Below are 18,144 nucleotides of genomic sequence, written 5' to 3'. Positions count from 1 at the left end.
CTCAGGCCGGGGTGAACGCGCGGTCCGTGGGCGCGTTCCAGTCGGGCAGCCGCGCGTCCGGCGCCGTGAACGCCGCGAAGTCCGTGGTGCGGCGGAAGGCGGGCAGCGCGTACAGGTCCCGCGCGTAGGCCCACAGGTGGGGGTAGACGTGCAGGCCGGGGTTGATCGTGCGGGCGGCGTTCGGCCCGGCGTCGTAGCGCACCAGCGTCACCCACAGCCGGATGTCCGCGTCGGTGAGCACCCGGCCGAGCAGGAACCGCGAGCGGGCCAGCCGCGCGTCGAGCAGCTCGAACGCCTCCAGTAGCGCGGTCCGCTCCGCCGCGCTCGCGCGTACGGCGACGCCGCGCCGCACCGTCGCGCCCAGTCGCCGGTCGACGTCCTCGATGCGGTCGCGCGCGGCGGCCGGGTACGTCTCCACCACGGGGCGCCCCAGGTGCGCGAAGCGGGTGGCGAGGTCGATGCCGATGGCGCGGGCGTCGTCGCTGACCACCCGGCAGCTCAGCCGGTCCCACAGCGCGGGCACCCGGACCTGACCGGCGAAGCCCTCCTCGGACGCCTCGTACGCCTCCCGCAGCAGCGTGAAGCCGTTGACCGGATCCGGCCCGTTGCGTTCCCGGAACGCCCAGCCGCGGCCGTCGCGGGCGCCGTCGACGTACGACATCGTGACGATGTCCGGCAGGCCCGCCAGCTCCCGGATGATCGCGATGCGGTGGGAGCCGGGACAGAAGCGGCCGCCGTACACGTGGTAGCGGAACGGGCGGGCGGTGAAGGGTCCCTCGTCGGTGATCCGGCCGCGGAAGCCGGGCGGGACGTCGAGCCCTGGGGCCGACGGGTACTCGCCGTAGGTGGCGGTGTCGGCGGGACTGGCGAGATGGCTGGCGGGTGACAGCTTCAGCATCGGATTCCTCCTGCCGGGTCGGCCTGCCACCCACTGTCGTCCAGCCGCGCCGACCTGTCAACAAAATCTATATGCGAAGTAGGAATGCCAGGTCAGGGCCGCTCAGGCGTGGGCCATCCGGCGGGCGAGTTCGGTGGCGCGGCCCAGTTGCACGGCGCGCGCCTGCCGGAGCACGAAGGCGCGCAGCACACCGGGGCAGCGCACCTCGACGGTCTCCGTGACCCGCGTGCCGGTGCCGTTCGGCGCCAGCTCCACGGTGGCCACCAGCCGCACCCGGCCCGGGCTGACCACGGTGCTGACCAGCGCCGATCCTGCCGTTCGCAGCGTCACGGCGATCGGGTTGTCCCAGCGCAGCGGCCCCAACCGGAACCGCTCCACGGCCACGTATCCGACCGCGTCGCGGCCCTGCGCGTCCCGGACCGGCCGCACGTCGCGGACCGCCACCACGAGCGGGGACAGCCCGACGTAGCTGTGCGGGTCGGCGAGGTGCGCGTGCACCGTCTCCGGCGGCGCGGCCACGGCGAACCCGTGGCGCAACGTATCGATCGGCATGGCCCATGCTGACACGGCGCGACCCGGCCCGGATCACGACGTGACCGGCGTCGCGGCCGCGCGCCCGCTCAGCAGGCGCCCGGCCCGCCATAACGGAACGTACGGTCACTGAGCGCGACCGCGCTGTATACGCCGCCCGTGGCGCTGACGACCAGCTTCACCGGCTCGGTGGAGTCCGGGTAGGAGGCGCTGCCGATCCGTGCCGCGTTGGGGTCGTTCGCCGCCAGCCCGTTGCCCATCTGGGTGCACGGCCGCTGGGTGGCCGCCGCCACCTCCCCGAAGAACTTGACCTTGCCGGTGACGGTGAACCGCCCCTCCCACAGACTGTCCGGGAAGGACCCCACCCAGTCCGTGTCGTACGCGATCCACCACGCACCGCCGGAGTGCACGATGCCGAACTGCTTCGAGGCGCCCACCGGCAGCGTCATTCCGGCCGTGGCCCCGCCGCCGTACGGCACGAACCCGCAGCCGTTGTAGCAGGTCCCCTGGCCGTCCTTCCAGTGGTAGACGAACAGGTGCGGGTTGAGGTCGCCGGAGTTCACGTCCCGGTCGACCGTCCAGCCCACCTCGACGATCTGCCGGCCGTCCGCGGACATCATCGCCAGTTCGGCCAGCGAGTGGAAGTCCTGCTGCGCCACGGTCGGCTTCGCCACGGTGAAGTTCGCGTACGCCTTCTGCACCGCCACGGTCTGCGCGCCGGTGCCGTACATGTAGTGGATCTGCGGGTCCGCGGCCGCGGACCGCGCCGGCGGCGCGGCACCGGTCGAGGGCAGGCGGCCCTTGGGCGCGTACGCCGGGCGGGTGGTGGCACCGCCCTGGCGTGCCCGCGGCAGCGCACCCCACGGCAGCCGGGCGGGCGGCGTCAGCGCCGGGCCGGCCGCCGGGGTCGGTGGTGGCGGCGCGGCGGCGGCGTCCAGTGTGGAGACCGCGCCGATGGCGGCGGTGGTGGCTAGGGCGAGACCGGCGGCCAGCAGGCCGCTGCGCATGGTCGACACTGTCCGTCCTCGTCGGTCGAAGCTCGCGGGGCGTCGCCGACCATACATCGAGGTGGATCAGCGTCACCCCGGCCGATCGGGTCCTTACCGGACACGGTCGGCCGGTTGCGCGCCGGGATCACCCGGGCGGCGGCCGAAGCGGTGACGGATCGGGTCAGCCGGCGGCCGAGCCACCCGCGTTGATCGACGACGACTGCAGCGCACCGGTGGACAGCCCCCAGCGCAGCAGCAGGTCGTTGTACGCCCCGGAGCGCATCAGCCGGTCCAGCGCGTCGCGCAGGGCGTCGCGCAGCAGGGGCTGGTTCTTCGGGATCGCGATGCCGTACAGGCCCGGCTCGTACTGCACCGTGGAGGCGAGCTGGTAGTACGCCCGGGTCCGCTGGTCGTTGGCGAGCTGGGTGGCCGGCGGGAAGTCGTTGAGGGCCGCCACCGCCCGCCCGGTACGCAGCTCCATCAGCGCGTCGGCGTTGGTCTTGAAGGTCTTGATCTCGATGGGGCTGTCGCCGCACCCGGCCTGCGAGCGCTTCAGCAGGTCCTCCTGGACCGTGGTGTGCTCGACGGCCACCACCTGGCCGCACAGGTCCTTGAGGTCGGTGACGCCCTTCGGGTTGCCGCGCTGCACCACGATCGAGGTCCCGGCCGAGAAGTAGTTGACGAAGTCGGCCTTCTTCTCCCGCGCGGCGGTGTCCGTCATGGCCGACAGCACGCCGTCGTACTTGCCCGCGGCGGCGCTGTCCAGCGCCGTGCTGAAGTCCGCCTGGACCAGGGTGATGGAGACCCCGAGGATGGCGCCCAGCGCGGCGGCCAGGTCGGCGTCGAAGCCGACGATCGTGCGGCCGTCCGGCGCGTACGACTCCATGGGCGCGTAGCTGGGGTCGGTCGCGAAGCGCAGGGCCCCCTTGTTCTTGACGTCGGCGGGCAGCCGGTCGTGGATCGCCTTGTCGAACTCGACTCCCGGGGAGTCGCCGCCGGCCGCGGGGGCGTCCGGCTGGGCGCACCCGGCCGCGGCCAGTACCAGCGCGGCACCGAGCGCCACCAGGCCCCGGCGGCGGGAGGAGTTGTTCATCGGACGAGCCCCTTTGCGTGCTGAGGTGCGGAAACGGCGGTCGGTGTGGCGGTGTCGGCCGGGTCGGTGCGCTCCAGCAGCTCGGCCCACGGGGCCGGGCGGGCGAACAGGTAGCCCTGCGCGTCGTCGCAGCCGGCGTCCACGAGCCAGCGCTGCGCCTGCGCGGTCTCCACGCCCTCCGCGGTGACCCGGCAGCCCAGGCCGTGCGCCAGCTCGATCACCGAACGGACGATCGCCCGGTCCTGCGCGTCGTCCTCGATCCCGCGGACGAACTCCCGGTCGATCTTGATCTCCCGGACCGCGAGGGTGCGCAGCTGCGACAGGCAGGTGTAGCCGATGCCGAAGTCGTCGACGGCCACGTCGACGCCGAGCGCGGCCAGCTCGCCCAGCACCTGGACCGCGGTCCGCGCGTCGCCGGCCATGGCGGTCTCCGTGACCTCGATGGTCAGCCGCTCCGGCGGGGTCCCGAATTCCTCCAGGGCCAGCGCCACCGAACGGGCGAATCCGGGCGCCTCGAGGTTGCGGGCCGACACGTTCACCGACACGCTCCACGGCCGTCCGGCGGCGGTCCACTGCGCCTGGTCGGACAGGGCGCGGCGCAGCACCCACGCGGTCAACGGCTCGATCAGCCCGGACTGCTCGGCGGCCGGCAGGAACTCCGGGGGCGGCAGCAGCCCACGCTGCGGATGCTGCCAGCGGACCAGGGCCTCCACCCCGTACGTGGAACCGTCGGCCAGCCGGACCTTCGGCTGGTAGAACAGCACCAGCTCGTCGCGTTCGATGGCGTGCCGCAGCTCCGCCTGCACCACCAGCCACTGGGTCGGTGCGGCGGCGTCCTCGCCGGAGTACAGCACGATGCGCGAGGCGCCCCGCTTGCCCTGGTACATCGCGGCGTCCGCGCGGCGCAGCAGCTCCTCGATGGAGTGCCCGTGCTTCGGGTACAGCGCGATGCCGAAGCTGGCCTCGATCGTCAGCGGCACCCCGTCGAGGGTGATCTCCTGGCTGACCGCGTCGCGGACCCGGGCCAGCAGCGCGTGTGCCTGTTCGGCGCCCAGGCCGGGCAGCACCAGGCCGAACTCGTCGCCGCCCAGCCGCGCGACGACGTCGTCGCTGCGCACGGCGGCGGCCAGCCGTCGCGCGACGATCCGGAGCAGTTCGTCGCCGGCGTGGTGGCCCAGGGTGTCGTTGACCTCCTTGAACCGGTCCAGGTCCACGATCACGATGGCGCCGTCGTCGCTGCCGCGCACGGCGGCGTCGAGCGCGTGCTCGGCCCGTTGCCGGAACGCGTCGCGGTTGGGTAGCCCGGTCAGGCCGTCGTGCAGCGCCTCGTGTTCGCGCCGGGCCGCGTGGCGGCGCAGCGACCGGGTGGTCGACCACGAGATGAGGGCGAGCACCACGTACAGGCCGAGCAGGCCGGCACCCAGCCGCAGGTACGCCCGGCGCATCTGGTCCTGCAGGTGCGCGGCGATCGACTCGTACGGCAGGTACAGCTCCAGGACCCCGATGGCCTGCCCCGACGCGCCCGCGATGACCGGTACCAGTACCCGGATGACCTGCCCGATGCTGCGTTCGGCGTCCGGGACGACCTCGACGTCGGGGTGCCCGATGGCGGCGGCGCGGAACGCCCGGTGGTTGGCGGGCACCCCGCCGACGGTCGAGCCGTCGTCGGAGAACACCACCTTGCCGCTGAAGCTGCGCAGCCGCAGCCGGATCACCGAGCCGTGGAAGATCGCGAGGTCGGTGGAGGCCTGCAGCCGGTCGCGTTGGGTGGCGCTCAGGCCGATGTTCAGGTCGGCCCCGTCCAGGGCGGGCGCCACCGACATCTCCTCGATGACGGCCGCCTGCGCGAGGCCCTGGTCGCGGCCGCGGCTGTCCGCGTCCTCCCGGGCACCCTGAAGCAGGACGGCGCCGAGCGCGATCACGGACACCAGGCTCGCGGCGGCGTACGCCAGGAACAGGCGGGAGCCTGTCCTGGTGCCGCGTGTGCCGGAGGGTCTGGGCCGCATGGGCCTCTTATCGGCGTGTAACCGGCGCAGTGAACACTTTCCCCTGGGCGGTCCCTACCCTTGGGCGCAGGCTGCGGGGGAGGACTGTGGTGGACCGGATCGAGGTCGCGCTGCTCGGCGCGTTGCGGGTGACCCGCGACGGCGCCCCCGTGGAGGTGCCCGGGGCGCGGCTGCGCGGTCTGCTGGTCCGGCTGGCCCTCGCGGGTGGCCGGGCGGTCGACGTCGCGGCCCTCACCGGCGCGCTGTGGCCGCGGGAGCGCCCGGCGGACGCCGGCAACGCGCTGCAGTCGCTGGTCTCGCGGCTGCGCCGGGTGCTGGGGTCGGCGGACGCGGTGGCGCAGGCGGGCGGCGGCTACCGCCTGGCCGTCGGCGCCGACGACGTCGACGCCGTCCGGTTCGAGCGGCTCACCCAGGCGGGCCGGGCCCGCCTGCGGGCCGGCGAGCCGGAGGCGGGCGCGGCCCTGCTGGCGCAGGCGGTGGCGCTGTGGCGGGGCCCGGTCGCCGCGGAGGCCGTCGCGGTGGCCCCCGGCGTGGCGACGCGGCTGACGCAGGACGGCACCGAGACCGCCGCCGACCTCGCCGAAGCCGACCTGGCACTCGGGCGGCAGGCCGAGGCGGCTGCCCGGCTGACCGCCCTGCTGGCCGAGGAGCCGGTGCACGAGCGGGTCGCGGGCCTGCTGATGGACGCCCTCGCCGGGCTGGGGCGCCAGGCCGAGGCGCTGGCCCTGTACGACCGGGTCCGCCGGGACCTGGCGGACCGGCTCGGCGCCGATCCGGGCGTGGCCCTGCGCGAGCGCCACCTGCGGCTGCTGCGCGGCGCCGACTCCCCGCAGCGGGCGGCCGTCGCGACCGCCCCGCCACCGCCCGCCAGCCCCGCGCCGGGCAACCTCCCGGCGCCGTTGACCACGTTCATCGCCCGCGAGGACGACCTGGCCCGGGTGCACGACCTGCTGCGGGGCGGGCGGCTGGTCACCGTCCTGGGCCCCGGCGGGGCGGGCAAGACCCGGCTGGCACTGGAGGCCGCACGGCGCGACCGCGACGCCTGGGCCGACGGCACCTGGCTGGTGGATCTCGCCGCCGTCACCGAGCCCGGCAAGGTGGCCGCCGCGGTCATGTCGGCGCTCGGGCTGCGCGGTGGCGCCCTGTTCGAACAGGGTCCGGCCCGCCCGGCCGCCGAGGGCCGCGACGACCTGGGCCTGCTGGTCGAACGGCTGTCCGGGCGCGAGTGCCTGCTGGTGGTGGACAACTGCGAGCACCTGATCGAGTCGGCCGCCCAGGTCACCACCGCGCTGCTGATCCGCTGCCCGCGGCTGCGGGTGCTGGCCACCAGCCGGGAACCGCTCGCCGTCGACGGCGAGGCGCTGGTGCCGCTCGGCCCGCTCGGTCTGCCACCGGCCGGCGCGGACCCGGCCACCGCGGTCCGGGCGGCGGCCGTACGGCTGTTCGCCGAACGGGCGGCCGCGGTCCGGCCCGGTTTCGCCGTCGACTCCTCGACGGTCGACGACGTCGTACAGATCGTGCACCGCCTCGACGGCCTGCCGCTGGCGCTGGAACTGGCCGCGGCCCGGCTGCGTACGCTGCCGCTGGCCGAGCTGGCCGCCGGGCTGTCCGACCGGTTCCGGCTGCTCACCAGCGGCAGCCGCACGGCCCTGCCGCGGCACCGCACCCTGCACGCGGTGATCGCGTGGAGCTGGGACCTGCTCGGCGAGCCGGAGCGCGTGCTGGCCGAGCGGGTCGCCGTGCTGCCCGCCGGGGTCACCCCCGGCTCGGCGGCCGCCCTGTGCGCGGACACCGGCATCGGCGCCGGGCAGGTGCCCGAGCTGCTCACCGCCCTGGCCGAGCGTTCGCTGCTGAACGTGGCCGGGGACGGCCCGCGCTACCGGATGCTGGAGTCGCTGCGCGAGTTCGGCACCGGCCGGCTGGCCGAGCAGGCGCTGGCCGGCCGGGTCCGGTCGCTGGCGGCCGGGCACCTGGCCGCCCTGGTGGCCGAGCAGGACGCCCGGTTGCGCACCGCCGACCAGCTCGACGCGCTGCGGACGCTGCGCGACGAGTACGACAACGCGCTGGCCGCGCTGCGTCACCTGTGCGACTCCGGCGACGCCGCCGCGGCGGTCCGGCTCGCCCTGGACCTGTGCTGGTACTGGCAGATGTTCGGCCGCCGCGCCGAGGCGGTGTTCTGGCTGGGGGAGGCGCTGGCGGTGCCGGGCCCGGCCGACCCGGTCGCCCGCGACTGCGCCGAGGCGGTCCGCACGCTCAACGCGATGGGCACCGACCCGGTCCTGGTGGCCGAGTCGGTGCCGCAGCGCCACGACCGCCTGCGCGACCTGGCCGTGCGGCTGGCCGCCCACCCGGAGCTGCCCGGCCTGGTCGGCGCGCTGGCCGCCGTGGTGCTCTACCTCGCCGACGAGCCGGACGCGGCCCGCGCCCGCATCGACCGGCTCGTGGCCGGCCCCGACCGGTGGCTCTCGGCGTTCGCCCGCCTGTTCCGCGCGCAGCTCGCCGAGAACGAGGGCGACGTGGCGCGGGTGCGCCGCGACATCGACGACGCGCTGGCGGTCTTCCGGGCCGTCGGGGACCGGTGGGGCCAGGCGACCGCGCTGCCGTTGCGGGCGCTGACCCGCGAGTACGACGGCGACCTCGACGGCGCGCTCGCCGACCTGGACGCCGCGCGGGCGCTGTCGCGCGAGTTCGGCTCGCTGGACGTCAACGACGAGATCTTCCTGGAGTTCCGCTGGGCCGACGTGCACCTGCGCCGGGGCGAGCCGGAACGCGCCACGGCCGCCCTGGCCGCCGCCCGGGCCCGCGCCGAGCACGCCGAGTCCGCCGAGCTCATCGTGCTCATCGACGCCATGGAGGCGGGGATCTCCACGCTGCGCGGCGACCTGGAGCGCGCCGCGACGCTGCTGGAGCGCGCCGACGAGCGGGTGGCCGCCGTCGATGGTGGGCTGGCCCGAGGTGACCACGGCACGGCCATTCTGGGTGCGGTGCGCGCCTCGCTGGCCGTGGCGCGCGACGATCCGGCGGGCGCGGAGGCCGCCCTGGCCCGGGCGTACCCGGCGGCGGTGGCCAGCCGGGACATGCCGATCGTGGCGATGGTGGCGGTGGTCGCCGCCGAGCTGGCCGACCTGCAGGGCCGGCACGCCGACGCGGCCGCGCTGCTGGGTGCGGCGGCCCGGCTGCGCGGCGCGCACGACCGTACCGATCTGCGGGTCGCGGAGCTGACCCGGCGGGGCCGGGCCGCGCTGGGGGAGGAGGCCTTCACCGCGGGGTACGCGGGCGGGTGGGCGCTGGACGCCGCGCAGGCGCGCGCCCTGGCCGACCCGGCCCGGCTGGTCCGGGGGGCGCTGCCCGGCCCGGGCAGCGCCCCGTCGATCGGAGCGGCCGCTCAGGCGCGCCGGGCGTAGGCCCGCAGCGCCAGCGGCACGAACACCACCAGCAGCCCGGCCATCCAAGCTCCGGTGACGGCCAGGTGGCCGGCCACCGGCCCGCCCACGAGCAGTCCCCGCATCGTTTCGACCAGCGGGGTGATCGGGTTGACGTGCACGAACGCCTGCAACCAGCCGGGCAGCGTGTCGGTGGCCACGAACACGTTGCTGCCGAACGACAGCGGGAACACCAGCAGGAACATCACGCCCTGCACGGCGCCGGGGGTGCGCACGAGCATCCCCACCCACACAGAGATCCAGCAGAAGCAGAGGCCGAACCCGATGGCCAGGGCCACCGCGGCGATCGCGGCGCTGGGGCCGGTCTCGATCCGGAAGCCGATCAGCGTGCCGAAGCCGAGCATCACCACGCACACGCTCAGGTAGCGGATGACATCCGCGCCGACCGCGCCGACCAGCGGAGCCGAGCGCGACACCGGCAGCGAGCGGAACCGGTCGAAGACCCCCTTCTCGATGTCGGCGTTGAGGTTCTGCCCGAGCGCGATGCCGCCCATCGCCAGCGACTGCGCCAGCATGCCCGGCAGCAGGAACTGCAGGTAGGCGTGCCGGTCACCGGCCGCGATGGCCCCACCGAACAGGAACGTGAACAGCAGCAGGAAGATCACCGGCTGTACGGTCACGTCGATCAGCGCCTCCGGCGTGCGCATCGTCTTGATGAGGCTGCGCCGGGCCAGCGCGAGGCTGTGCCGCGCCAGGGCGGCCGCGGACCCGCCCGCGCGGCGCGGCGCCGGTGTGCCGCTGTCGCGGACCACGCCGGCGAGCCCGGAACCGGCCTGACGCGGAATGCCGTCCCGCTGTTCGGTGCGGATCGTCATGACGTGCTGGCCGGACATGCCCTCGCTGCGCTCGGTCATACCAGTTCCTCCGATCGGGCGGGCGCCTTGGTGGTGAGCGCGTGGAAGACCTCGTCGAGGCTCGGCAGGTGCAGCGCCAGCTCGGTCACCTCGATGCCGGCGCGGCGCAGCGGTGGCAGCAGTTCGTCGAGGGCCAGGTCGGCGGTCACCGGCACGGACGCGGCGCCGGGGCGGGACCCGGCTGCGGTGTCCGCCGAGGCGGCGGTGCCGGGTGCGGCGACCGCGTCGAGCAGCGTGAGCACCTCGGGCAGCCGCGCCGGGTCGGTCGGGCGTACCCGCAGCGTCTGGCCGCCCACCCGGCGCTTGAGGCCGTCCGGGGTGTCGTGGGCGATGACTCGGCCGGAGTTGATCACCACGATCTCGTCGGCCAGCGCGTCCGCCTCCTCCAGGTACTGGGTGGTCAGCAGCACGCTGGCGCCCTGGGTGACCTGGGTACGCACGACGTTCCACATGTCCTCGCGCTTGGCCGGGTCCAGCCCGGTGGTCGGCTCGTCGAGGAAGATCACCTCCGGGTGGCCGACCAGGCTGGCCGCCAGGTCCAGCCGGCGGCGCATGCCCCCGGAGTAGGTCTTGGCCCGGCGCCCGGCGGCCTCGGCCAGGTCGAACCAGCCCAGCAACTCGTCGGCGCGGCGCCGGGCGTCCTTGCGGGTCAGGTCGAGCAGTTCGCCGATGAGCACCAGGTTCTGCACGCCGGTCAGATCCTCGTCGACGGAGGCGTACTGCCCGGTCAGGCCGATGCGCCGGCGGACCTTCTGCGGCTCGCGCAGCACGTCGAGCCCGGCGACGTGCGCGGTGCCGGCGTCCGGGCGCAGCAGGGTGGCCAGCACCCGTACGGCGGTGGTCTTGCCGGCGCCGTTGGGCCCCAGGACTCCGAGTACGGTGCCACGGCGCATCGCCAGGTCGACCCCGTCGAGCGCTTGGGTTTTCCCGAACCGTTTGCGCAGCCCCTCGGCGCGTACGGCCAGTTCGGTCACGATGGTGTCCTTCCTCGGTGGCCCGGCCGGTGCCGGGCCTCGCGAGAAGCAGCGTGCCGGGAGCCGCTGACACCGGCCGCACCGCGCGCTGGCAGGGCGCGCACCGGACGCTGGCACGGCCCGCACCGCGCTGACAGCGCCACCACGACGAGGCGATCCCGCGTCCGGTAAGCCCCCGACGGCCTTCGCGTGGTGGCCCGGCGGCGCGCCAGGGTGCCGATTTGCACCGTTCCGGTTTCTTGTCCACCGGCCCCATCGGCCGATCTGCGGATGGGACCGGTGATCCGCTCCCACTTCGGTCGGATACCGCGACTTGCGTCGATCTAGCACGCTGTCGCACACGCCCGTGATCGCGGGCGGGGACAACGGGGAGGCGGGGCATGGGCGTGCCGGTGAGCCGGCGGGGGGTGCTGCGCGGCGCGCTGCTGGCCGCGGGCGGCGCCGGGGCCGGCGTATTCGGCACCACCGTGCTGCCCCGCTGGTTCGGCTGGGACCAACCGCCGGTCACCGGCGGGTACGCCGCGGCCGCCGACAACCTGGACGCGGTGGCGCACCCCGAGGTGCCGGTCCGGTACTACGTCCAGACGACCGAACCGGTGGTGGCGTTCACCTTCGACGACGGCCCCGGGCCGCAGTGGACCCCGATGGTGCTCGACATCCTGGAGCGCGAGCGGGTGCCCGCGACGTTCTTCATGGTCGGGCGTCAGCTCGCGGCGCACGCCGACCTGGTGCGCGGGCGGCTGGCCGGGCACGAGGTGGGCAACCACTCGTGGGGGCACGAGGATCTGGCCACCCTCGACCTCGCCCAGATCCGGGCGAATCTCGGGCGTACCCACGAGATGATCCGCGACGTCACCGGGCAGGCGCCGACGCTGCTGCGCCCGCCGTTCGGGCACCTGGGCGGCTCGACCCTGCTGGCCGCCGACGCCATGGGTTACGACGTGGTGCTGTGGTCGTACGCGATGCACGAGCGGCGCTACCGCGACGATCCCGGCGCCCAGGTCCGCGACGTCGTCGACAACGTCCGCCCGGGCGCCATCATCCTGGCCCATGACCTCGGCGACGAGCGGCGGCTGGTGACGATCCGGGGCCTGAGCGCCATGATCGCCGGATTGCGGGCGCGCGGGTTCCGTTTCGCCACGGTCTCGCAGCTGGTGTCCGGTGCCGCCGCCCCGGGTACGCCACCCCCGGGCGGCCGGAGCTAGCGGGTTTCAGGAACCACGGTTGTCCTGCGGCTGGACGTGGGCGTCGGGCCCGGGGAAGCACAGCGTCTGCTCGCCGTCGACCCACCGCACCAGGTACGGCGGGGTGCCGTCCGAGTGGCGTACCTCCTCGATCCTGCCGATCCGTCGGTGGTCGTCGACGTGCGTTCCCTCCATGATCAGCTGGTCACCGACCCTGGCCTTCATCTCGCCTCCCGGAGTGTGTCGCCGGCGGGTGTCCTCCCCATACGGTGGCCCCCGCGCGCCCGCCCGGCAAGCGGTTCGGGCGGACCGGCACGACCTCCGGCGGGCCGCAGCGGCATGAACCGGGCAGGTTCGCAGGTCAGGTCCACCCGGCCAGGACGTCGGCCACGGACACCGCGTCGCGGTCCGGGTCGGGCGACGGCCGCGGTGGCGCCGCCGGGGTCCGGTCGAAGCGTGGCGCCGGGGCGGGCTGCACCTCGCCGCCCACCGTCACGAACGTGTCCCGGGCCCGGTGGTGCGGATGGCCGGGCGCCTCGTCGGGGGCGAGCACCGGGACGACGCACGCGTCGCGTCCCTCGAACACCGTGGCCCACTCGTCGCGGGTGCGCTGCGCGAACCGGTCGGTGAACCGGCGGCGCAGTTCCGCCCAGCCCGCCGGGTCGTACTGGGCGGGCAGGCTGTCACCGGCCAGGCCGAGGCCGTCCAGCAGTTCGGCGTAGAACGCGGGCTCCAGCGCCCCCACGGCCACGAAGCCGCCGTCGGCGGTCGCGTACGTGTCGTAGAACGGCGCCCCGCCGTCGAGCAGGTTCCCGCCCGGCGGCGCCGGCCACTGGCCCGCCGCCCGCATGCCGCGCAGGAACGTGGTGAGCAGCGCCGAGCCGTCCACCATGGCCGCGTCGACCACCTGCCCGGCGCCGGAGCGTTCCCGCTCCAGCAGCGCGGCCAGCACCCCGAACGCCATCAACATCCCGCCGCCCGCGAAGTCGGCCAGCAGGTTCAGCGGGGCGCGCGGCGCCTCGTCGCCGCGCCGCAGCGGATCCAGCGCGCCCGCCACGGCGAGATAGTCGATGTCGTGCCCGGCGCGGCGGGACAGCGGTCCGTCCTGGCCCCAGCCGGTGATCCGGGCGTACACGAGGCGGGGGTTGCGGGCCCGGCACACGTCCGGGCCCAGCCCCAGCCGCTCGGCGACCCCGGGCCGGTAGCCCTCGACGAGCACGTCGGCGCGTTCCACGAGGCGCAGGACCTCGGCGATCCCGGCGGGCGACTTGAGATCCACCGGGACGACCCGGCGGCCGCGCTGCAGGGCGGTGGCGGGCGCGGCGATGCGGCCCGCGCCGGGGCCACCCGGCCGGTCGACGCGCACCACGTCGGCGCCGAGGTCGGCCAGCATCATGCAGCCGAACGGGCCGGGCGCGAGGCTCTCCAGCTCGACGACCCGTACCCCGGCCAGCGGCCCGTGATGTCGCGGCGGCGTCACGCGGTCAGCCTATCGACCGCCGTCCGCGCGTCCACCCCGCTTGCTGATCTTGGAAGCCGCCCGACCGTGCTGACCTGCGGATCCTTCCGTTGCCATGCCCGTCGATGCGCCGCTATCCCTGTCGACTCGGGCCGCCAGCGGGTAGCGTCCAGGAGAACGTCCGCAACCCTGGGAGAATCGTGGCGATTGTCCGGCCCGGCACCGCCGAGGACCGTCGCGTGCTGCTCGACGAGGATCAGGCCGCGGAGCACATGTCAGGGATCTGCTTCAAGACCGGCCCCCCGAGCCGCATCGGCGTCGAACTCGAGTTCACGACCCACCACGACGACGCGCCCGACCGCCCGCTGACGGTCGCGGCCCTGCGCGAGGCCCTCGGCACGTACGCCCCGGACAGCCTCGCCCCCCGCACGCCGCGGCACCCCGCCGAGCCGGTACCGCCCCGCCCGCTGCCGGGCGGTGGCCTGGTCACCATCGAGCCCGGCGGCCAGTTGGAGATCTCCTCCGCCCCTGCCGCCACGCTGGCCGACCTGCACACCGCGGTCAACGCGGATCTGGCCCGGCTCAGCGGCCTGCTCTCCGGTCACGGCCTGCGCCTGGGCGCCACCGGCATCGACCCGTACCGGGAGCCGCGGCGCCTGCTCGACAGCCCCCGCTACGCCGCCATGGAGCGCGCGTTCGATCGGGCCGGGCGGCACGGGCGCACCATGATGTGCAGCACCGCCGGGCTGCAGGTCTGCCTCGACGCGGGGCCGGCGCCCCGGCTGGCCGACCGGTTCGCGGCCGTCACCGAACTCGGGCCGGTGCTGCTGGCGACGTTCGCCAACTCGCCCCGGCACGCCGGCCGCGACACCGGGTGGGCGTCCACCCGGATGCAGGCCTGGCTGGGCATCGACCCCGCCCGCACCCGGCCGGTCGGCACCGGCGCCGACCCGGTGGGCGCCTGGATCGGGTACGCGATGGCCGCGCCGCTGCTGTGCGTGCGCCGCGACGACGGCTGCTGGGACCCGCCGCCCGGGGTCACCTTCGCCGACTGGCTCGCCGGGGCGCTGCCCCGCCCGCCCACCGCCGACGACCTGGACTACCACCTCAGCACGCTGTTCCCGCCGGTGCGCCCGCGCGGCTACCTGGAGGTCCGCTACCTGGACACTCAGCCGGGCGACGAGTGGCTGACCCCGGCGGCCGTGCTGGCGGCCCTGCTGGCCGACGACGCCACCACGGACGCGGCCCGGGCCGCCGCCGCCCCGGCGGCCGACCGATGGTTGCCCGCGGCCCGCGCGGGGCTCGCCGACCACACCGTGCGCGGCGCCGCCCGCGCGGTGCTCGACCTCGCCGGGCGCGCCCTGCACCGCGCCGGGCTGCCCGGGCACCTGCAGGACCGGGTGCACGCCGCCATCGAACACCGCCTGCTGACCTGACCAGCGCCGCTGTTCGCTGTTTGACCGCCCGCTGTCGTGGAAGGGACTCCCACATGACCGTCGAGACCGAACGCCTGCGCTCTGCGGTGGCCGTCGAACTGGACCGGGCGCGCCGGCGTACCACGACGCTCACCGAGGCCGTGGACGACGACGACCTGGTCCGCCAGCACTCCCGGCTGATGTCCCCGCTGGTGTGGGACCTCGCCCACGTGGGCAACCAGGAGGAACTGTGGCTGGTCCGCGACGTGGGCGGCCGCGAGCCGGTACGCCGCGACATCGACGAGCTGTACGACGCGTTCCAGCACGCCCGCGCCGACCGGCCCGCGCTGCCGCTGCTCAATCCCGCCGAGGCCCGCGCGTACGTCGCCACCGTGCGCGACAAGGCGCTCGACGTGCTCGACGCGGTACGCCTGGACGGCCGCCCGCTGGTGACCGGCGGGTTCGCCTTCGGGATGATCGTCCAGCACGAGCAGCAGCACGACGAGACGATGCTGGCCACCCACCAGCTGCGCACCGGGCCGCCGGTGCTGCACGCCGAGCCGCCGCCGCCCGCGCGGGTGCCCGCCACCGGTGAGGTGTTCATCCCGGGCGGGCCGTTCACCATGGGTACGGACACCGAGCCGTGGGCGCTGGACAACGAGCGCCCCGCGCACGTGGTGGACGTGCCCGCGTTCCACCTCGACGTCGCCCCGGTCACCAACGCCCGGTACGCGGAGTTCATCGACGCGGGCGGCTACGACGACGCCCGCTGGTGGAGCGAGGCGGGCTGGGCGCACCGGCAGCGGGCCGGGCTGGGCGCCCCGCTGCACTGGCGCCGCGACGGCGACCGCTGGGTGTACACCCGCTTCGGCCGGACCGTCCCCGTGGCCCCGGACGAGCCGGTGGTGCACGTCTGCTTCCACGAGGCGCAGGCGTTCGCGGCGTGGGCGGGGCGGCGGCTGCCCACCGAGGCCGAGTGGGAGAAGGCGGCCCGCTTCGACCCGGCCACCGGCCGCTCGCGCCGCTACCCGTGGGGCGACGAGGACGCGCAGGAGCGGCACGCCAATCTGGGCCAGCGGCACCTGTCGCCCGCGCCGGTCGGCGCCTACCCGGACGGCGCCTCCCCGCACGGGGTGCAGCAGCTGATCGGCGACGTGTGGGAGTGGACCAGCACGGACTTCCACGGTTACCCGGGGTTCCGGGCGTTTCCGTACCGGGAGTATTCGGAGGTGTTCTTCTCCCCGGAGTACAAGGTGCTGCGGGGTGGCTCGTTCGGCACGGACCGCGCGGCGTGCCGGGGCACGTTCCGCAACTGGGACTACCCGATCCGGCGGCAGATCTTCGCGGGGTTCCGGTGCGCCCGCGACGCGGAGCCGGGCGAGTCCTGATGTGCCGCCACCTGGCCTACCTGGGGCCGCCCCTGGCGCTGTCGCGGCTGCTGTTCGAGGCGCCGCATGCCCTGGTACGCCAGTCGTGGGCGCCGAAGGACATGCGTGGCGGCGGGACGATCAACGCGGACGGCTTCGGCGTGGGCTGGTATCCGGCCGCCGGTCATCCCGTACGGTACCGGTCCGACCGGCCGATGTGGGCGGACGCGTCCCTGCCGGGCCTGGTCGCCGCGACCGCGGCGGGCGCGCTGCTGGCCGCGGTGCGCTCGGCCACCGAGACGATGCCGGTGACCTCCACCGCGGCCGCGCCGTTCACCGAGGGCCCGTGGCTGTTCAGCCACAACGGGGTGGTGGCGGGCTGGCCGGACACGGTGACCTCGCTGGCGGCCCGGCTGCCCACCCGGGACCTGCTCACCCTGGACGCGCCGACCGACTCGGCGCTGCTGTGGGCGCTGGTCCGGCACCGGCTGCGGGCGGGGGACACGCCCGCCGCGGCCGTGGCCGCCACGGTCGCCGAGGTGAGCGCCGCGGCCCCCGGCTCCCGGTTGAACCTGCTGCTCACCGACGGCGCGAGCATCGCCGCGAGCACCGTCGGCCACGCCCTGTCGGTGCGCCACGGCGACGGTTCCGTCCTGGTCAGCTCCGAACCCCTGGATGACGACCCCGGCTGGCGGGCAGTCCCGGACGGGCACCTGCTCGTCGCCGGGCCCGCCGGACTCCACCTCACACCACTAGGGAGAACGTGAGCGTGTTCGATCTGGAAATCCACCTCGACGAGCAGGACCTGGCCCGCGCGCTGCGCGCCGATGTCGCCGCCGGGCTGCGTGCGAGCCCGAAGTGGCTGCCGCCGAAGTGGTTCTACGACGCCCGGGGCAGCGAGTTGTTCGAGCGGATCACCCGGCTGCCGGAGTACTACCCGACGCGGACCGAACGGCAGATCCTGGCCGAGCACGCCGCCGACGTCGCCCGGCTGACCGGCGCGAAGACCCTGGTGGAGCTGGGTTCGGGCTCGTCGGAGAAGACCCGGCTGCTGCTGGACGCGCTCACCGCGCACGGCACGCTGGGCGGGTTCGTGGCGCTGGACGTGTCCCCGGCCGCGCTGCGCGACGCGGCGGACAAGCTGATCGTGGAGTATCCGGGTCTGAGCGTGCGCGGCCTGGTGGCCGACTTCTCCCGGCACCTGGGCGCGGTGCCGCGCGGCGGGGACCGGCTGGTCGCGTTCCTGGGTGGCACGATCGGCAATCTGCTGCCCGCCGAGCGCGCCGAGTTCCTGGGCGACCTGCGCGCGGTCCTGGACGACGGGGAGTACCTGCTGCTCGGCACGGATCTGGTGAAGGACCCGGCGACGCTGGTGCCCGCGTACGACGACGCGGCCGGGGTGACCGCCGCGTTCAACCGCAACGTCCTGCGCGTGTTGAACCGCGAGTTGCGGGCCGATTTCGTCGAGGACGATTTCGCTCACGTCGCACTCTGGGATCGCGAGAACGAGTGGATCGAGATGCGGCTGCGGGCCCGGCGGGACCTGACCGTGTCCGTGCGCGACCTGGACCTGACGGTCGATTTCGCGGCGGGGGAGGAGCTGCGTACGGAGGTGTCCGCGAAGTTCCGCCGCGAGGGGGTGCAGCGTGAGCTGGCCGCCGCCGGGTTCGACCTGCGGCACTGGTGGACCGACCCGCAGCAGCGGTTCGCCGTGTCCCTGTCGCGCGCCACGGTGCTGCCCTGACCTTCGTGACCGGGCGGGTCGACCCGTCCCACCTGGTGTGGGATCGGGGCGTCCCGCCCGTTTCGCGAATGTTTCTTGCGTAAGGCGCTGGCGTTACCCGACGGTTATTGCAAACTCTTGCACACATCGATGAAACAGGTTTAGCGTGCCTCCACACCAGCCCATAGGAAGGCTCCGATGTGGAAGC

15 protein-coding genes are annotated in these 18,144 nt (G+C 74.9%); 6 read left to right on the top strand and 9 right to left on the bottom strand.

The features are described from left to right. Window position 1: 1 nt before the first annotated feature. The 5 genes from EV385_RS31395 to EV385_RS31375 all read right to left on the bottom strand — a co-directional run bounded on the left by EV385_RS31395 (window position 2) and on the right by EV385_RS31375 (window position 5,517). Window positions 2–898, bottom strand: coding sequence for a glutathione S-transferase C-terminal domain-containing protein (locus tag EV385_RS31395; protein WP_130512726.1), 897 nt, complete (start codon window positions 896–898; stop codon window positions 2–4). Window positions 899–1,000: 102 nt separating this feature from the next. Further along, a complete protein-coding gene (locus tag EV385_RS31390; RefSeq protein ID WP_130512725.1) occupies window positions 1,001–1,450 on the bottom strand; it encodes an SRPBCC family protein in 450 nt (149 codons plus the stop codon). 68 nt (window positions 1,451–1,518) lie between these two features. Continuing rightward, window positions 1,519–2,436: a neprosin family prolyl endopeptidase gene (locus EV385_RS31385; RefSeq protein ID WP_242625179.1), complete on the bottom strand. Its 918-nt coding sequence runs from the start codon at window positions 2,434–2,436 to the stop codon at window positions 1,519–1,521. 163 nt (window positions 2,437–2,599) lie between these two features. Further along, the gene (locus EV385_RS31380) at window positions 2,600–3,511 is read right to left on the bottom strand and encodes an ABC transporter substrate-binding protein (RefSeq protein WP_130512723.1); all 912 of its coding nucleotides are present in this window, start codon (window positions 3,509–3,511) and stop codon (window positions 2,600–2,602) included. Continuing rightward, complete coding sequence (locus EV385_RS31375; RefSeq protein WP_130512722.1) at window positions 3,508–5,517, bottom strand: putative bifunctional diguanylate cyclase/phosphodiesterase; 2,010 nt, start codon at window positions 5,515–5,517, stop codon at window positions 3,508–3,510. The genes EV385_RS31380 and EV385_RS31375 overlap by 4 nt, the downstream gene beginning before the upstream one ends. 89 nt (window positions 5,518–5,606) lie before the next feature. Between EV385_RS31375 and EV385_RS31370 the strand changes: the two genes are divergently transcribed. Further along, on the top strand, window positions 5,607–8,921 hold the full coding sequence (locus EV385_RS31370; protein ID WP_130512721.1) for an ATP-binding protein: 3,315 nt from the start codon (window positions 5,607–5,609) through the stop codon (window positions 8,919–8,921). On the opposite strand, the gene EV385_RS31365 is transcribed toward EV385_RS31370, so the two are convergent. Together EV385_RS31365 and EV385_RS31360 are read right to left on the bottom strand one after the other, a co-directional pair. Then, window positions 8,903–9,814 carry an ABC transporter permease gene (locus EV385_RS31365; protein WP_242625178.1) on the bottom strand — a complete coding sequence of 304 codons (912 nt, stop codon included), beginning with the start codon at window positions 9,812–9,814 and terminating at the stop codon, window positions 8,903–8,905. The two genes, EV385_RS31370 and EV385_RS31365, sit on opposite strands and share 19 nt — an antisense overlap. Beyond that, the gene (locus tag EV385_RS31360; RefSeq protein WP_130512720.1) at window positions 9,811–10,788 is read right to left on the bottom strand and encodes an ATP-binding cassette domain-containing protein; all 978 of its coding nucleotides are present in this window, start codon (window positions 10,786–10,788) and stop codon (window positions 9,811–9,813) included. Before EV385_RS31360 ends, EV385_RS31365 begins: the two co-directional genes overlap by 4 nt. Window positions 10,789–11,168: 380 nt before the next feature. Here EV385_RS31360 and EV385_RS31355 point away from each other — a divergent pair, with 380 nt between their 5' ends. Then, a complete protein-coding gene (locus tag EV385_RS31355; RefSeq protein WP_130512719.1) occupies window positions 11,169–11,993 on the top strand; it encodes a polysaccharide deacetylase family protein in 825 nt (274 codons plus the stop codon). Between the two features lie 6 nt (window positions 11,994–11,999). On the opposite strand, the gene EV385_RS31350 is transcribed toward EV385_RS31355, so the two are convergent. Then, window positions 12,000–12,197, bottom strand: a complete 198-nt coding sequence (locus EV385_RS31350; protein ID WP_130512718.1) for a DUF1918 domain-containing protein — start codon at window positions 12,195–12,197, stop codon at window positions 12,000–12,002. 136 nt (window positions 12,198–12,333) lie between these two features. Then, window positions 12,334–13,452: a CaiB/BaiF CoA transferase family protein gene (locus EV385_RS31345; RefSeq protein WP_130512717.1), complete on the bottom strand. Its 1,119-nt coding sequence runs from the start codon at window positions 13,450–13,452 to the stop codon at window positions 12,334–12,336. 185 nt (window positions 13,453–13,637) lie between these two features. Between EV385_RS31345 and egtA the strand changes: the two genes are divergently transcribed. Genes egtA through egtD form a run of 4 tightly spaced genes read left to right on the top strand, consistent with a single transcriptional unit; the run spans window position 13,638 to window position 17,957 of the window. Next, window positions 13,638–14,867 carry an ergothioneine biosynthesis glutamate--cysteine ligase EgtA gene (egtA, locus tag EV385_RS31340; protein ID WP_423203141.1) on the top strand — a complete coding sequence of 410 codons (1,230 nt, stop codon included), beginning with the start codon at window positions 13,638–13,640 and terminating at the stop codon, window positions 14,865–14,867. Window positions 14,868–14,920: 53 nt separating this feature from the next. After that, window positions 14,921–16,234, top strand: coding sequence for an ergothioneine biosynthesis protein EgtB (egtB, locus tag EV385_RS31335; RefSeq protein WP_130512715.1), 1,314 nt, complete (start codon window positions 14,921–14,923; stop codon window positions 16,232–16,234). Then, the gene (gene egtC / locus EV385_RS31330) at window positions 16,234–16,980 is read left to right on the top strand and encodes an ergothioneine biosynthesis protein EgtC (RefSeq protein ID WP_130512714.1); all 747 of its coding nucleotides are present in this window, start codon (window positions 16,234–16,236) and stop codon (window positions 16,978–16,980) included. The genes egtB and egtC overlap by 1 nt, the downstream gene beginning before the upstream one ends. Continuing rightward, window positions 16,977–17,957: an L-histidine N(alpha)-methyltransferase gene (gene egtD, locus EV385_RS31325; protein ID WP_130512713.1), complete on the top strand. Its 981-nt coding sequence runs from the start codon at window positions 16,977–16,979 to the stop codon at window positions 17,955–17,957. Before egtC ends, egtD begins: the two co-directional genes overlap by 4 nt. Window positions 17,958–18,144: the final 187 nt, after the last annotated feature.

This window comes from Krasilnikovia cinnamomea (assembly GCF_004217545.1).
In the GTDB taxonomy this organism is placed as follows: domain Bacteria; phylum Actinomycetota; class Actinomycetes; order Mycobacteriales; family Micromonosporaceae; genus Actinoplanes; species Actinoplanes cinnamomeus.
Note: the sequence above shows the minus strand (reverse complement) of the source record. Positions and strands in the feature narration are given on the sequence as shown.

Bases quoted from the DNA above. Each gene is read 5' to 3' on its own strand.
- EV385_RS31350 (WP_130512718.1), bottom strand. From the start codon at position 12,197: ATGAAGGCCAGGGTCGGTGACCAGCTGATCATGGAGGGAACGCACGTC.
- EV385_RS31355 (WP_130512719.1), top strand. From the start codon at position 11,169: ATGGGCGTGCCGGTGAGCCGGCGGGGGGTGCTGCGCGGCGCGCTGCTG.
- EV385_RS31390 (WP_130512725.1), bottom strand. From the start codon at position 1,450: ATGCCGATCGATACGTTGCGCCACGGGTTCGCCGTGGCCGCGCCGCCG.
- EV385_RS31365 (WP_242625178.1), bottom strand. From the start codon at position 9,814: ATGACCGAGCGCAGCGAGGGCATGTCCGGCCAGCACGTCATGACGATC.
- EV385_RS31380 (WP_130512723.1), bottom strand. From the start codon at position 3,511: ATGAACAACTCCTCCCGCCGCCGGGGCCTGGTGGCGCTCGGTGCCGCG.
- EV385_RS31375 (WP_130512722.1), bottom strand. From the start codon at position 5,517: ATGCGGCCCAGACCCTCCGGCACACGCGGCACCAGGACAGGCTCCCGC.
- EV385_RS31385 (WP_242625179.1), bottom strand. From the start codon at position 2,436: ATGCGCAGCGGCCTGCTGGCCGCCGGTCTCGCCCTAGCCACCACCGCC.
- EV385_RS31395 (WP_130512726.1), bottom strand. From the start codon at position 898: ATGCTGAAGCTGTCACCCGCCAGCCATCTCGCCAGTCCCGCCGACACC.
- egtB (WP_130512715.1), top strand. From the start codon at position 14,921: ATGACCGTCGAGACCGAACGCCTGCGCTCTGCGGTGGCCGTCGAACTG.
- egtC (WP_130512714.1), top strand. From the start codon at position 16,234: ATGTGCCGCCACCTGGCCTACCTGGGGCCGCCCCTGGCGCTGTCGCGG.